The following is a 13756-nucleotide window of genomic DNA, read 5'->3' on the forward strand; positions in this document are numbered from 1 at the left end:
AACTAGCAGCAGACTAGCGGCTTCTTCTTCGGGTCGGGAAGAAAATCAGCTGAATAATCAGCAGAGTAAGCCCCGTGTAGAGGGTGCTGACCACAATTTTGGCCAATGTGATGCCCGGCACCTGGAAAGAGCCCAGCTCCAGTAGGAAGAAGGCCGCATGATGAATAGCCGTCAGCATAGCTAGGTACACCACCATCCATTGCCAGCCCATCTGGTGAATATTGACGGAGTCCTGGGTGTCGTAGCCGTCACGCGGGGTAAGCAGGCGCAGTACCCAGGGCCGCAGGTACATCAGCAGCACGGTAGCGGCGGCGTGCACACCGCCGGTATCAAAAAATATATCGAGGGTAATGCCCGTCAAAAAGCCCAGCAGCAGCTGTACCACAATGGGGGTAGCAATGGGCAGAAACAGCAGGAAGCCCAGGTAGATAAAGCACCAGCCCAGGTTAAAGAGCACAAAATCGGTGCCGCTGATAAGCAGCACGTAGAGGGCCAGGTAGCCCACCCCGCGCAGTAGCTGCCACAAAATGCCTAGTACGCCGCCTCTCATGGCTTGCCCTCCCCTTCCGGCTGTACGCCGGCCCGCGCTTCCAGCGTGTCGCGCTCGGCCTTGGGCCGGCTGGTAACCAGATACACGTACACCAGGCGCGAAAAATCCACGGCCAGCTTTACCCGCACGGTCCAGAAATTCTTGTCCGGCTCGCGCACAAACGAGTCAACGGTGCCAATGAGCACCCCTTCCGGAAACACGGCATTGTAGCCCGAGGTTACCACGGTGTCGCCGCGCAGCAGCTGATTTTGGCGGGGCACCTCATCGAGCAACACATGGGTAGGATCTTCACCCAGCCACCGGATGGTGCCAATGGTACCGTCGCGCTGAATACGAGCCGAAATACGGGTTTTAGAGTGCAGCACGGAGGTAATAGTGGTATAGTGCTCAGAAGCCACTTTCACGCGGCCTACCACTCCGGCTGCCGATACTACCCCCATTCCTTCCTTTACCCCGTCGGCAGTGCCCACGTTCAGAGTAAGGTAGTTATCCACGCGGCGCAGGGTACTGCTTACCACCCGAGCCGGAATCAGGGGGTAGTCGGGGTCACGGGCGGGTAGCTGGCGCAAACCCAGCAGCAGCGAGTCGGGGCGGCCGAGGCGGGCCAGGCGCACCTGGGTCAGGCTGTCTTGGCTGACAGGCAGTGAATCGGCTTGGCGCCCGCTCAGGTCAGATCGGTACAACTGCTGGCGGAGCAGGGCATTTTCCCGCATCAGCCCTTTGTTTACATCAATCAGCCGGAAATAATCCTGCACCTGGTTGCGCCAGTCCAGTACCTGCCCCACGTAGGCATTTGAGGAGTTGAAGAACGCTGCCCGCTGGTAAGTGCTGTTCCGAATCAGCAGATATAAGCTCAACACCTCCAGCAACGCAAACACGAGGATACCCCGGTAGCGAAACAGAAAGGCGAGGAGGTTATTCATCTTCAATTAGAAATTAAAAATTAAGAAGTAAGAATGAGGGGCTATTCTGCGTAATGCCCTAGTGGACAATTCCACAGAACAGCCCCTCATTCTTACTTCTTAATTTTTAATCGACAACTAGGTCAGCAGAACACTGCGGAAAGCGGGAATATTCTTGATGGCGGCACCGGTACCGCGCACCACGGCGCGCAGCGGGTCTTCGGCAATGTGGATGGGCAGCTTGGTTTTAGCAGCCAGGCGCTTATCAAGGCCACGCAGCAGGGCCCCGCCCCCGGTCAGATGAATGCCGTTCTCGTAAATGTCGGCCGACAGCTCGGGCGGGCTGATTTCCAGGGCTTTCAGCACGGCCTCCTCGATTTTGGCTACCGACTTATCGAGGGCAATGGCAATTTCTGAGGAAGTCACCTTGATAACCTTCGGAATGCCAGTCATCAGGTCACGGCCGCGCACCTCAAAGTCGGCGGGAGTTTGCTCCAGCTCAGTCAGAGCCGCGCCTACCTCAATCTTGATGCGCTCAGCGCTCCGCTCCCCGATCAGCAGGTTATGCTGGCGGCGCATGTAGTCCAGAATATCCTGGTTGAACACGTCTCCGGCAGTTTTAATCGACTGGTCGCAGACGATACCCGAGAGGGCAATTACCGCAATTTCAGTGGTACCGCCTCCGATGTCAATAATCATAGAGCCTACGGGCTGCTCCACGTCGATGCCGATACCGATGGCAGCGGCCATGGGCTCCTGAATCATCCAGACCTCCTTGGCCCCGGCGTGCTCGGCGGAGTCGCGCACGGCGCGCTTCTCTACCTCCGTAATGCCTGAGGGAATGCAGATAACCATCCGGTGCGAGGGCTGAAACAGCCGCGTCCGGGTGTCAATCATCTTGATCATGCCCTTAATCATTTCCTCGGCGGCGTGGAAATCGGCAATAACCCCATCCTTGAGCGGACGAATGGTTTTGATGTTGTCGTGGGTTTTTTCGTGCATTTGCTGTGCCTGCCGCCCCACGGCAATTACCTTATTAGTAGTGCGGTCTTTCGCAATGATGCTCGGCTCATCCACCACGATTTTATCGTTGTGAATGATGAGGGTGTTGGCCGTGCCCAGGTCAATGGCAATATCGCTGGTCAAAAAATTGAAGAAACCCATCGAGTAACGGCAAGTGAATGAGAACGGGCAGGTTGGCCCGTCAAAAGTGGGGGCAAAAGTAAGCAAGTTTCGGTGAAGCCCGATGCCCGTTGCGACTGCTGCGCTAAAAGACACGACTAAGCTTCAGCCCCGCACGTTGGCGGAAACGTTCTGCAAGGTCGAGTTCGTACGCATAGGGGCTGAAATCAGGCGCTGAGCTTAAGACTTATTATATACCTGTTTGTTTATATGCTTACTAAGCTGTCTATTGTCTATCGCGCGTGTAACAGCGTAGTAGCTAGCACAGTCTTTTTTGGGTGCTACCCTACCACTTGCCGGGGCAACTCTTCTGTTCTATCGACTCCTTATTTCTATGCCTCGCCCTACCCCGCCTGCTAACTCCTCCCCTCCCGACCTCGATACGTACACTAGGCTGCAGGAAAGATACGAACACCTGCAGCGGGCCTACGTTGCCGCCGAAACCAGCCAGGCTTACTACCAAAGCCTGCATGAACACGCCCCCATCGCCTATTGTACCCTCAGTTCCGACGGGGCCGTGGTGCACCTGAACCAGCAGGCCGAGCACCTGCTGAACCATAGTACCGAGCAGCTGCGGGGCGGCGCCTTCGCCGCGCTCGTGGACCCGCTGCAGCGGTGGGACTTTCTTTACTTCTTCGAACAACTCATGACGAGCCTGCTTCCTCAGAGTGGGGAGGTAATGCTGCGGACTGGCAACGGCCGCACGCTCACGGTGCAGTTGGAGGGCACTACGGCCGTAACGCCCGGGGGAGAGCGGCAGTGCCTGCTGGCCCTGCTCGACATTACGGAGGCCCGGCAGGTGGCCGAGGTGCTGGCGGCCAGCGAACAAAAATTCCGGCGCCTGTTTGAGCAGAGCACGGATGCCATAGCCCTGATGCAGAACGAACAGTTTATTGATTGCAACGCGGCGGTTCTGGAGTTGCTTGGGGCTACGGACAAGCAGCAGATTGTAGGCCACTACCCCTGGGACCTGGCTCCGTACGAGCAGCGGCCCGGCGTGCGCTCCATTTCCTACTTCCGCGAGTCGGTGGCAGAAGCGCTGAGGTCGGGCTCGAAGCGGTGCGAAGGCATTTTGTGCCGGCTCTCAGGCGAGTTTATGTGGGTAGAGGCCGTGCTGACGCCGGTTAAGACGGATGGGGAGCTTCTGCTGCACGTGCTCTGGCGCAACATTACGGCCCAGAAGCAAGAGCAGCGCCGCCGCCAGGAGTGCGAAGAGCAGCTACAGCTGGCTCTGGAAGCTACCGGTACCGGAGTATGGGCCTGGGACGTGGCCACCAACCAGGTACACTGCAACGCGCAGGCCCGGAGCTACTTTGGGTGGCCAGCCGGGGAAACTACGTCCGTTTCGCTGGACCTGCTGCAGGCCGCCATATCCCCCTCCGATACCACTCTTCTACAGGAAGCTCTGGACCATGCCTGTCAGCACGGTGCTATGCTTACCTGCACCGTGCGCGTTCTGAGGCCCGATGGCTCAGCACACCCGCTCGTGCTGCGAGGCATCCGGGTCAGCAACGAGTTCGGCCATCAGCAACGCATTCAAGGCATTGTGTACCAGCCGCGCGTACTGCCGCCGGGTGACAGCAACGAAGCATAACAGCGCTGCCGCCAGCTGCTACCCTGAATGTGGGGTAGCAGCCGACGGCAGCAAACTTCTAGACAGCCAGCGAGAGCAGAGCGAAGGCCCTATCCTCGTTGGCCGTTTCTTTAGTGCTTGAAGTGACGCACTCCCGTCAGGACCATGGCCATGCCCAGGCGGTTAGCGGTGGCAATGCTGTCCTGATCTTTAATAGAGCCACCGGGCTGCACTACGGCGCGGATGCCCGTTTCGCCGGCAATTTCTACGCAGTCGGGGAAGGGAAAAAAGGCATCGGAGGCCATAACAGCACCCTGCAAATCGAAGCCGAAGCTGCGGGCCTTTTCAATGGCCTGGCGCAGGGCATCGACCCGGGAGGTCTGGCCTACCCCAGACGCCAGCAGCTGCCCGGCCCGGGCCAGCACGATGGTGTTACTCTTGGTGTGCTTGCAGATTTTGAGGGCAAACTCCAGGGCAGCCACTTCTTCCGCTGTTGGGGCCGACTCCGTTACCGTGCGGAACTCGTTGGCGCCTTCCACTACGCGGTCGAAATCCTGCTCAATGATGCCATTGAGGAGCGTTTTCACCTGCTTGGTCGGGAACTGCACGGGCTTCTGGCGCAGCAGAATACGGTTTTTCTTGCTCTGCAGAACGGGCAGGGCATCGGCGGCAAACTCCGGGGCAATCAGTACCTCAAAGAACAGCTTGTTCAGCTCTTCAGCGGTAGCCGCGTCCACCTCTTTGTTCACGATAATTACGCCACCAAACGCCGATACCGGGTCGCAGGCCAGGGCCTGGAGGTAGGCTTCGTGCAAGGTGTCGGCTTGGGCTACCCCGCAGGCATTGGTGTGCTTGAGAATGGCGCAGGCAGCCTGCTCATCGGCGGCAAACTCCTGCATGAGCAGCACGGCGGCATCTACGTCCACGAGGTTGTTGTAGCTGAGCTGCTTGCCGTGAAGCTGGTCGAAGAGGGCTGTCAGGTCGCCGTAGAAGGTGCCGGCCTGGTGAGGGTTTTCGCCATAGCGCAGGGGGGTAGCAGGCTTTTCGCTGAGCTTGAGGGAAGTACCGCTGAGCTCCGTACCCTGGGCCATGTAGCGGAAAATCTGGGTGTCGTAGTGCGAGGTAGCCTCGAACGCGGCGGCGGCGTAGTGGCGACGGTCTTCGAGGTCAGTAGCGCAGCCTTTGGCCTGCAGCAGCTCCGTTACGGCCGCGTACTGGTCGCGGCTGCTGACCACCAGCACGTCACGGAAGTTTTTGGCGGCGGCCCGCAGTAGGGAAATACCGCCGATGTCAATCTTCTCAATTACCTCCTGCTCAGCCGCGCCGGAGGCTACTGTCTCCTCAAAGGGGTAGAGGTCCACGATAACCAGGTCGATCGGCGGAATCTGGTGCTGCTCGGCTTCCTGCAGGTCGCCGGCCTCATGGCGGCGATGCAGAATACCACCAAATACCTTCGGGTGCAGGGTTTTTACGCGGCCACCAAACACAGCCGGAAAGCCGGTCAGGGTTTCGACGGCAGTTACCGGAGCGCCCTGCTCCTCAATAAACTGCTGGGTGCCGCCCGTAGAATAAATAGCTACGCCGTGCTCTTTCAGCAACGCCACCAGCGGCTCCAGACGATCTTTGTAATAGACGGAAACAAGGGCGGAACGAATGGGCTGCGACATAGCAAGCGGGGTTTGATGGGAGGTTGAAACGCGCCGCGAAGGTAGGCAGCCCCCGTCAGAGCGGTGTTACGAAATTATTAACAGCCACCGGGCGCCGGGGTTGGCTACGGCCGGGCTTTCGTCCGTTACGGTTGGGTTTGCCGTATAGCCAAGCTTGACTATTTACTGGCGTACTTGTATGACCGTTTCCGCTGCCCCTACCCTATCCGCCAACTTACTGACTACCCCCCAGGCGGCCGAAGAAGCCGCCGCAACTTTGGCTCCGCGCCTTTTTGCCCAGGCGCCTCACTCCGACCAGGAAGGCAGCTTCCCGGCGGAAGAGTTTAATTGGCTGCGCGAGGCCGGTCTGTTGGCCGCTACTTTGCCCACTAGGCTGGGCGGCTGCGGCTTATCCGAAGCCGCTTGCACCGAATATTTGCTTAGCACCTTGCGCCACATTGGGCGCGGCAACCTGGCAGTAGGGCGGGTTTATGAAGGTCACGTAAACGCTCTGCAGCTAATTGCCCGTTTCGGGCGGCCTGATCAGCAGGCGCGGTGGGCCGCCGATGCGCGGGCAGGCCACCTGTTTGGGGTGTGGAATACCGAAGCTCAGGACGGAGTGAAGCTGGAGCCGCTGCCCACTGGCCGCTACCGCCTGCTCGGCAGCAAAACGTTCGGGTCGGGGGCGGGCCACCTGACGCGCCCCCTGCTAACGGGCGCTTTGCCCGACGGTGGGTGGCAAATGCTGGTGCTCCCCGCCGACGCCCTACCCCCCGAATACAATAAAACGTTCTGGCGCCCCCTGGGCATGCGGGCCTCAGCCAGCTTCCGGGTTGATTTTACGGGCCTGGAAATAGAAGCGCAGGATTTGCTGGGTTCCCCCGGCAACTATTACCAGCAGCCTTGGTTTAGCGGGGGGGCCATCCGGTTTGCGGCCGTGCAGTTGGGTGGGGCAGAAGCCATTTTCGATGAAACCCGCCGCTTCCTGCGCGAGCTGGGCCGCACCGACGACCCCTACCAGCGCCAGCGCCTGGGCGAGATGAGCCTGTTGATAGCCAGCGGCCAGCACTGGCTGCGCGCCGCCGCCGATTTTGTGGCATCGTCCCCAGTCGGGCTTTCCGGGCCCGAAACGGCGGAAGCTACCGTAGCCCACGCCAACCTGGTGCGCTCGGCCATTGAGGAGCTTTGCCTGCGCCTGATGCCCCTGGCCGAGCGGTGCGTGGGCGCCAGGGGCCTGCTGCGCCCCGAGCCCTTCGAGCGTCTCCACCGCGACCTGACCCACTACCTCCGCCAGCCCGCCCCGGATGCCGCCCTGGCCGACGTGGGCCGCTACGCCCTGCAGCAGGAGCAACCTGCCTACCTGATCTGGGAGCGGTAACCCCTGGCTTTCTTCCTCTGCTCCGCCCGTCGCACATCTGCCACATGGTATCTTCTCTTTTCGCCTCCTACCCCTCCCTACCCCCTGAACAGGTAGCAACCTTCGGCCCTACCACCGTGGTAGCCCCGCACCCCGATGATGAGTCGCTGGGGTGCGGGGGGCTGCTGGCGCTACTGCGGCAGGCAGGCGTGCCGGTGTGGTGCGTGCTGATAACGGATGGCACCATGTCGCACCCCAACTCCCAAAAATTCCCGGCCCCGGCCCGCCAGGCCCTGCGCGAGCAGGAGCTCCGGACGGCCCTATCAATTCTGGGGGTAGCGGCCCAGCACCTGCTGCCGCTTCACCTTCCCGATGGGGCCGTACCACCCCCCGATACCGCAGCCGGCGCGGCCGCCGTGCAGCGCCTCGTGGCCTTCTGGCAGCAGCACCCACCGGCTACCGTGCTGGTGCCCTGGCGCCGCGACCCCCACCCCGACCACCGCGCCACCAGCCTGCTGGTAGGCGCTGCCCTGGCTCAGCTGCCTACCCTGCCCCGGGTGCTGGAATATGTGGTGTGGGCCTGGGAGCGGGCTACCCCCACCGATGTGCCTCAACCCGAAGAAGTGCGGGGCTGGCAGGTCGATGTCACGCCGGTGCTGGAGCAGAAGCAGCAGGCCATCGGGGCGCACCACTCCCAGCTGCCGGGCTCCCCAATTGATGATGACCCCGGTGGGTTCACCCTCTCCACGGCCATGCTGGCCCATTTTACCCAGCCCACGGAAATCTATCTGGAAGCCACCGACGGGTATTTCTCCTCTTTAGCGCCTGCTACCCATGCAACCCAACCCTAACCAACCCGATACCCTGGGCCCGGACTATTTCGCGGCAGTATACGAAGCTAATGCCGATCCGTGGGGGTTCGAAACCAGCCCTTACGAGCATGACAAGTACCGGACCACCTTGCGGGCCCTACCCCGGCCGCAGTACACCAATGCCCTGGAAATAGGCTGTTCCCTGGGCGTACTCACGGAGCAGCTGGCCGCCCGGTGTGGGCATTTGCTGGCCGTAGATGTAGCCGAAGCCGCCTTAGCGCGGGCCCGGCAGCGCTGCGCCCACCTGCCCCAGGTAGAGCTGCGGCAGCTGCGCATCCCGGAAGAATTTCCGCCCCGGCAGCAGCAATTCGATTTAATTCTGGTTTCAGAGGTAGGCTACTATTGGAGCCCGGCTGACTTAGCCCGATCTTCTGATTTGATGCTACAAGCTCTGCCCGCCGGCGGTCACCTGCTGCTGGTGCACTGGACCCCACCCGTGCACGACTACCCCCTGACCGGCGACGCGGTGCACGAATTTTTTCTGACCCAGGCCCGCGCCAATGGCCCGCTACGTCACCTGCACGGGGAGCGGCACCCCACCTATCGTCTCGATCTGCTGGAAAGATGCTAAATCTGCGCCCGATAGGCCAGGGGTAATATTCACCAGCTTTCGGCTACTCCGCTCCCGGCACGCCAGCTCCTGCCGCAGCTGCAGCAGGGCTACGGACAGAGGTACCGGTGGCCACCGCCGCAGCGCGTGGTACAGGAACCGGGTCCGCATCTTTTCCCAAAACTGTCCGAACGTAGCAGACCGAGCCATTTCTTGCTGCAGGCAGGAGGCGCCTACCCCCTCAGGCGCCATCAACCCTATGTTTTCGTTTAGCAGCTGCTCGCCAGCGTGGCAGTGCCATAAATGCCGTAGATGAGCCCGCAGGCGCCACTCCGCCATCAAACGAACCGGGTTATCAACGGTGGGTTCCTGCCGGACCGCCTGCTGAGCGGCCCACTGACGCAGCTGCCACGAAAGGCCTACCGGCACCCGGCCTTGCCGCCGGCTGGAAGTAAACACCTGCACGGCCGGGCTGTGGCGCAGGCGCTGGTCGTGGCGAAGCAGGGCTTGATATAAAGCTTCGTCTTCCAGGTACGGTACCACGGGCAAACCACCCACGCGCCGGTAGGCGGCGGCCGTCAGGGCCAGGCTAGCGCCGAAATGCTGATGGTGGCGGGGCCAGGGGTCGTGGGCAATGGGGTCCAGGAGCTGCTCCAGGCGAGCCCGAAGAAGGTAGTACGCCGCATCCCGGAGCTGATGCCGCCGCAGCGGATTTCGGGAGTCGGCATCATAGGTCAGAATGCGGCCCCCTACGGCATCGGCTCCCTGGGCTAGCTCGGTGGCAATGGCCGACAGCCAGGTAGGAGATACCCGGGTATCGGCGTCGGTACTGGCAATGAAAGCCCCAGCCCGCCCTATCCGCTCCAGCCGCTGGCAGGCCTCATCCATCAGCAGGCGCCGGGCCTTGCCTATATGCGCATCGGCGGCCGACAAAGTCACTTCCGCCACATGCACCACCAGCCCCGGGTATTGTGCCGCGCAGGCCCGCGCCACCTGGGCGGTACGGTCGCGGCAATTGTTGGCCAGCACCAGCACTTCAAACCAGCCGTTGGGTAGCAGCTGATCTTGCATATCCACCTGAGCGGCCAGAGCCGCTAATGCGGCCGGGATACTCGTAGCTTCGTTTTTGGCCGGAATAATGACAATTGCTCTCAGACTTGCGGCGGGTGGTGGAGCCAGGTGCCACGGAGAAATGCTACCACCAGTTTCGGCAGGGGCAGCATGAAAACGCAGGGGTGGGGCTTGCTTCATTACCCCCTTCTACGGTTGAACTAAGCACAACGGTAACGCTGCCCCAAGAAGTTGTTCATTTAGCCTGATGGAGGCATGCTGAGTTTAGCATAGCCCACGCCCTACCCATCAGAAAACAGCAAGTGCCGGGCTCCTGCTGTTGCAGCCTGAGCCCGGCACTTGCTATAGTAATGCGGCAGGTTTAGAAGGCCTCGCCCACGGCGAAGATAATACCAGAGTTGCCCCCGGAGCCTACCCCATAATCGAGGCGGACGTTCACCCGGTCGCGGCGGTTGAGGCGGAAGCGGGCCCCTACCCCACCGGCATACTTCATCTCATCCAGCTTGTAGTCCCCGAGGCGGGGAGCTACCTGCCCCACGGCCCCGAACACTACCCCATCAAAACGCCAGAACAGCTTCTGACGGATTTCGCCCTGAAACGTGGAGAACTGACGGTCGCGGAAACGGGCCTCGTAGATGCCGCGCATCAGGTAGGCGTTGTTGTAGAGAGAGCCGCCCAGCGTGGCTCCCATACCGCCCAGCTCGCGGAAGGGCACGCTGCCGGTATGATACTGCCCCAGAAACTGCAGGGCCAGGATGGTGTTATTGGAGCCGAAAAGCGGGTTGAAATGGCGGGCATCTACCATGTAGCGCGTAAACTTATAGTCGCTGCCCAGGGCGCCGCCATTGAAGAGAATGTGTGCGTCCACGAAGTTGCCGCGGTAAGTAGCCAGCACGTTGTCGCGCCCATCGTAGAGCAGGGCGGGTCCCACGCCGGAAGTCAGGTAGCCGTTGCGCTCCTTCGATGACAGCAGATTGTAGGGCGCCGGATTGCCCTGGTCTTCATCATTCAGCTCTACCTTGCCCAGGTTGGTGAAGCGGTAGCGCACCCCTACAAACAGGTTGGGCACTACTTTGGTCAGCACCTTCTCATCGAACACCCACAGCGGGTACTGAATGTGGGCTTCGTTGCTCTTGCGGGTATTGTTGCCGATGCCGTAGTAGTTGAAAGCCAGATCGTAGTAGCTCAGCTCACCCTGAAAAAAGAACTTTTCTCCCTTGGTAAACAGGGTATGCGTGAGCTGAACGGTGGTTTGCTTTTCCTGAGAAAACCAGGCAATCAGGCGGGCATTGGATTTCCGCACGGTGGTATCCTGCCCGAAGCGCCACACCGGCAGAATAGCCGCCCCTACCGCAAAGCCGGTTTCCTGCTGATAAAAAGCAATAGGAACCGGCAGGAAAATGGGCTTGTCGGGGTCGTCGGGGATGAGCTTGAAGCTTGATTTGGCGCTCAACGCCCGGTTCAGGCCTACGGGAGCCCCCTCAGAAAGAGCTTCAGCAGCAGGTGTTGAGGGCAAGGGAGCGGCCGAGGCCGAGGCAACCAGCGCGGCGGCAGAGTCGGGGGCAGACTGCGCCAGGGCAGCCGGAGCAGCCAGCGCGCCAAGCGCCAGCAGCGGGTAGAGGAAGCGCATACGTAGATGGCTGGGGTCAGAAATGAGGTTGGCAGCTGACGGCGCCACGTCCTTCGGCCAGCAGGCCCAGCACGTTGCAATGCCACCGTCGTGAACCTGCTAACGCAACTGTAGCTCCTGCGGTTGTCAAGAGCCCGGCGCGGATCCTCAAGCCTCCTACCCCATAGCTATACTTCAGTAGCGTATCACTAGCATAGAGAGCACACCAGCCAGCATAATCCACTTGCACCAGGCACTCAGAGCGGTAAAGTCGCGCTTACGGTCAGCGCGCCGCAGCCGGTAGCCCAACCCAGCCAGCGGAAGCAGCACCAGACCCAGCAGCCAACCACCCAGCACCCATCGGTGCGTTGCCAGGGCATTGTAGCTGGCCCCTGCTACCAGCAGCCCCAAGCAAAGCAAAAAGAATCCAACCGTCCACTTAGTGCGGGCTACCCCCCATACTATGGGCAAGGTCCGGCAGTCGTGCTGGGCATCACCGCGCATGTCCTCTACATCTTTCACAATCTCCCGCACCATGGTCAGCAGAAAAGCGGCCAGGGCGTAACCCCATACGGCGCTGTTGCCGGTGCGGGCCTGCAATTCGGGCAGCAGTACCAGGGCAGCCGTAAGCGTGGCTATGCTCACGTTGCCCACCAAAGCCACCCGCTTAAACCGCACTGAGTAGCCCCATAGCAGCAGCGCAGAGCCCAGGTTTACTACCCCCAGCAGCGGCGCCAAGTACCCACTCAGCAGCACGCCCAGCCCTGAGAGCAGCAAATGGGCCAGCATAGCATGCCGCCGATTTACGGCCCGCCCCACCACTAGCCGGCCGGGCCGGTTGATGGCGTCAATCTTCACATCGTAATAATCATTGATAATGTAGCCGGCGGCGCCTACGCTCAGCGCAGCCAGGGTCAGCACGCCAAAAGCGGGCGCCAACACCTGCTGCCACGGCGCTTCGGGCAGCAGCAGACAGGCCCGTACCAGCAGCAGGCACAGGGCCATAATCAGCAGGTTGGGCATCCGTACCAGGCGGGCGAGCTGCTGCCAGCTACCCGGCTCCAGGGCCGAGAGTGTGCCCTCCGGGGCGCGAGGCGTGGTATATAAAAGAGCAGCAGACATAAGAATAAGACAACAGCACCAGGCCAGCACAAAGATGCACCACCGCTACCAGACCGGCACAAGAAAGCCCCTCCCGAATTCGGAAGAGGCTTGTCCGGTATGCTAAAAACCTAAGTAAGCGCCGAGCTTACAGTTTCTTCACATTCACCGCGTTAACGCCTTTACGGCCTTCCTGAGTGTCAAACTCCACGCGGTCATTCTGTTGGATCTGGCCCCCGTTAAGGCCGGTAATGTGGACGAAGAAGTCTTCCTTCGTACCGTCTTCCGTAATGAAGCCGTAGCCCTTCGACTCATTAAAGAATTTTACGGTTCCTGTTTTCATGTAAAAAGAAAAAGAATAAGGTGAATGATGGTTGGGGTAAATATAGAGGGATTTTAGAAAAGCGCAACCTGGGTTTCAGCAAGCGCCAGTGCGCCCGCGCAACCTGTAAATGCAATATGGTATAGGTAAGGTACTAGCAATTAAATGCCAGCTACCACTTTCCCTGGGCTTTGAGCACGGCTTCAATCAGCTCGCGCACGGCTCCGCGGCCGCCCGGTAGCGCGGCGGTGTAATTGCTGATAGCCGCCACATCGGAGGCCGCGTCGGCGGGGCAGGCGGCAATGGCACAGCGGCGCATTACCTCAATATCGGGCATATCGTCGCCCATGTAGGCAATGTGGGCGGGGTCGAGGCGGTAGGTGTTGATGTAATTGTTAAAGATTTTCATCTTGTCATCAACCCCCAGGAAAATGTCGCGCACGTCCAGGGACTCCAGGCGTTTGCGTACGCCCTCTTCCTCCCGGCCCGAGATAATGGCAAGCCGGTAGCCCTGGCGCAGCGCATGCCGGACGGCATACCCGTCGCGGATGTGGAAGGCCCGGGCCTGCTCGCCGGAGTTGAGGGCCAGCAGGGTTCCGTCCGTCAGTACCCCATCCACATCCAAAATGAATGCCTGAATGGCTGATAAATCGGGCGGGGTATGGGGTGAAGTCATACGGGGAACTACTGAGAAACGTATGGCCGCCAGGGCAGCGACCGGAATTCGCGCCCTAACCTTACTGGTTGTCGCGCCACTCGTACACCCACTTGGCCTGAATCTGCTCCAGATGGCCTTCGTTGGCCTGTTCGCGCGTGCCCTCGAAGTTAGGCAGCGTCAGAATCCACTCCAGCAGATCCGTGAAGCGGATACGGTAGATTTTGGCCTCGTTAAAGTCGTCGCCAAACTTTTCGTAGAGCGCCATGGCAATATCCTCATGGTCGCTCCACTGCATGGGGGGCTCGAAATGGTTCATTCGTTCAGTTATCAGTTGTCAGTCATCAGCTGCCAGCAAATGCTACC

At 60.4% G+C, this 13756-nt stretch carries 14 protein-coding genes; 4 read left to right on the plus strand and 10 right to left on the minus strand.

What is annotated here, in order from left to right:
* Positions 1–13 precede the first annotated feature (13 nt).
* The 3 genes from FGZ14_RS12700 to FGZ14_RS12710 form a co-directional block, all read right to left on the minus strand.
* Positions 14–550, minus strand: coding sequence for a hypothetical protein (locus FGZ14_RS12700; protein WP_139924620.1), 537 nt, complete (start codon positions 548–550; stop codon positions 14–16).
* Positions 547–1473 (minus strand): rod shape-determining protein MreC, encoded by a 927-nt coding sequence (mreC, locus tag FGZ14_RS12705; RefSeq protein WP_139924621.1) that lies wholly within the window; start codon positions 1471–1473, stop codon positions 547–549. Before mreC ends, FGZ14_RS12700 begins: the two co-directional genes overlap by 4 nt.
* A 117-nt stretch (positions 1474–1590) precedes the next feature.
* Complete coding sequence (locus tag FGZ14_RS12710) at positions 1591–2616, minus strand: rod shape-determining protein (protein ID WP_139924622.1); 1026 nt, start codon at positions 2614–2616, stop codon at positions 1591–1593.
* 352 nt (positions 2617–2968) lie between these two features.
* Between FGZ14_RS12710 and FGZ14_RS12715 the strand changes: the two genes are divergently transcribed.
* The gene (locus FGZ14_RS12715) at positions 2969–4228 is read left to right on the plus strand and encodes a PAS domain S-box protein (RefSeq protein WP_139924623.1); all 1260 of its coding nucleotides are present in this window, start codon (positions 2969–2971) and stop codon (positions 4226–4228) included.
* Positions 4229–4338: 110 nt separating this feature from the next.
* On the opposite strand, the gene purH is transcribed toward FGZ14_RS12715, so the two are convergent.
* Positions 4339–5874, minus strand: a complete 1536-nt coding sequence (gene purH / locus FGZ14_RS12720; protein ID WP_139924624.1) for a bifunctional phosphoribosylaminoimidazolecarboxamide formyltransferase/IMP cyclohydrolase — start codon at positions 5872–5874, stop codon at positions 4339–4341.
* A 178-nt stretch (positions 5875–6052) separates the two neighbouring features.
* Here purH and FGZ14_RS12725 point away from each other — a divergent pair, with 178 nt between their 5' ends.
* Genes FGZ14_RS12725 through FGZ14_RS12735 form a run of 3 tightly spaced genes read left to right on the plus strand, consistent with a single transcriptional unit; the run spans position 6053 to position 8653 of the window.
* Positions 6053–7231 carry an acyl-CoA dehydrogenase family protein gene (locus tag FGZ14_RS12725; RefSeq protein WP_139924625.1) on the plus strand — a complete coding sequence of 393 codons (1179 nt, stop codon included), beginning with the start codon at positions 6053–6055 and terminating at the stop codon, positions 7229–7231.
* A gap of 44 nt (positions 7232–7275) precedes the next feature.
* A complete protein-coding gene (locus tag FGZ14_RS12730) occupies positions 7276–8061 on the plus strand; it encodes a PIG-L deacetylase family protein (RefSeq protein ID WP_139924626.1) in 786 nt (261 codons plus the stop codon).
* Positions 8045–8653 carry a class I SAM-dependent methyltransferase gene (locus FGZ14_RS12735; protein ID WP_139924627.1) on the plus strand — a complete coding sequence of 203 codons (609 nt, stop codon included), beginning with the start codon at positions 8045–8047 and terminating at the stop codon, positions 8651–8653. Before FGZ14_RS12730 ends, FGZ14_RS12735 begins: the two co-directional genes overlap by 17 nt.
* On the opposite strand, the gene FGZ14_RS12740 is transcribed toward FGZ14_RS12735, so the two are convergent.
* The 6 genes from FGZ14_RS12740 to iscX all read right to left on the minus strand — a co-directional run bounded on the left by FGZ14_RS12740 (position 8591) and on the right by iscX (position 13709).
* Complete coding sequence (locus tag FGZ14_RS12740) at positions 8591–9883, minus strand: glycosyltransferase family 2 protein (RefSeq protein ID WP_139924628.1); 1293 nt, start codon at positions 9881–9883, stop codon at positions 8591–8593. The genes FGZ14_RS12735 and FGZ14_RS12740 overlap by 63 nt on opposite strands.
* Before the next feature lie 181 nt (positions 9884–10064).
* The gene (locus tag FGZ14_RS12745; RefSeq protein WP_139924629.1) at positions 10065–11333 is read right to left on the minus strand and encodes a BamA/TamA family outer membrane protein; all 1269 of its coding nucleotides are present in this window, start codon (positions 11331–11333) and stop codon (positions 10065–10067) included.
* A 174-nt stretch (positions 11334–11507) separates the two neighbouring features.
* Positions 11508–12434 (minus strand): geranylgeranylglycerol-phosphate geranylgeranyltransferase, encoded by a 927-nt coding sequence (locus FGZ14_RS12750; RefSeq protein WP_139924630.1) that lies wholly within the window; start codon positions 12432–12434, stop codon positions 11508–11510.
* Positions 12435–12561: 127 nt separating this feature from the next.
* A complete protein-coding gene (locus FGZ14_RS12755) occupies positions 12562–12756 on the minus strand; it encodes a cold-shock protein (RefSeq protein ID WP_110978692.1) in 195 nt (64 codons plus the stop codon).
* Positions 12757–12907: 151 nt separating this feature from the next.
* Positions 12908–13411, minus strand: a complete 504-nt coding sequence (locus FGZ14_RS12760) for an HAD family hydrolase (protein ID WP_139924631.1) — start codon at positions 13409–13411, stop codon at positions 12908–12910.
* A gap of 61 nt (positions 13412–13472) precedes the next feature.
* Entirely contained in the window at positions 13473–13709 is a 237-nt protein-coding gene (gene iscX, locus FGZ14_RS12765) for a Fe-S cluster assembly protein IscX (RefSeq protein ID WP_110978694.1), read from the minus strand.
* Between the last annotated feature and the right edge of the window lie 47 nt (positions 13710–13756).

This window comes from Hymenobacter sp. DG01 (assembly GCF_006352025.1).
Lineage (GTDB): Bacteria > Bacteroidota > Bacteroidia > Cytophagales > Hymenobacteraceae > Hymenobacter.

What these genes read in the sequence shown, in the direction of transcription:
- FGZ14_RS12700 (WP_139924620.1), bottom strand. Translation starts at nt 550, where the DNA reads ATGAGAGGCGGCGTACTAGGCATTTTGTGGCAGCTACTGCGCGGGGTG.
- mreC (WP_139924621.1), bottom strand. Translation starts at nt 1,473, where the DNA reads ATGAATAACCTCCTCGCCTTTCTGTTTCGCTACCGGGGTATCCTCGTG.
- FGZ14_RS12710 (WP_139924622.1), bottom strand. Translation starts at nt 2,616, where the DNA reads ATGGGTTTCTTCAATTTTTTGACCAGCGATATTGCCATTGACCTGGGC.
- FGZ14_RS12715 (WP_139924623.1), top strand. Translation starts at nt 2,969, where the DNA reads ATGCCTCGCCCTACCCCGCCTGCTAACTCCTCCCCTCCCGACCTCGAT.
- purH (WP_139924624.1), bottom strand. Translation starts at nt 5,874, where the DNA reads ATGTCGCAGCCCATTCGTTCCGCCCTTGTTTCCGTCTATTACAAAGAT.
- FGZ14_RS12725 (WP_139924625.1), top strand. Translation starts at nt 6,053, where the DNA reads ATGACCGTTTCCGCTGCCCCTACCCTATCCGCCAACTTACTGACTACC.
- FGZ14_RS12730 (WP_139924626.1), top strand. Translation starts at nt 7,276, where the DNA reads ATGGTATCTTCTCTTTTCGCCTCCTACCCCTCCCTACCCCCTGAACAG.
- FGZ14_RS12735 (WP_139924627.1), top strand. Translation starts at nt 8,045, where the DNA reads ATGCAACCCAACCCTAACCAACCCGATACCCTGGGCCCGGACTATTTC.
- FGZ14_RS12740 (WP_139924628.1), bottom strand. Translation starts at nt 9,883, where the DNA reads ATGAAGCAAGCCCCACCCCTGCGTTTTCATGCTGCCCCTGCCGAAACT.
- FGZ14_RS12745 (WP_139924629.1), bottom strand. Translation starts at nt 11,333, where the DNA reads ATGCGCTTCCTCTACCCGCTGCTGGCGCTTGGCGCGCTGGCTGCTCCG.
- FGZ14_RS12750 (WP_139924630.1), bottom strand. Translation starts at nt 12,434, where the DNA reads ATGTCTGCTGCTCTTTTATATACCACGCCTCGCGCCCCGGAGGGCACA.
- FGZ14_RS12755 (WP_110978692.1), bottom strand. Translation starts at nt 12,756, where the DNA reads ATGAAAACAGGAACCGTAAAATTCTTTAATGAGTCGAAGGGCTACGGC.
- FGZ14_RS12760 (WP_139924631.1), bottom strand. Translation starts at nt 13,411, where the DNA reads ATGACTTCACCCCATACCCCGCCCGATTTATCAGCCATTCAGGCATTC.
- iscX (WP_110978694.1), bottom strand. Translation starts at nt 13,709, where the DNA reads ATGAACCATTTCGAGCCCCCCATGCAGTGGAGCGACCATGAGGATATT.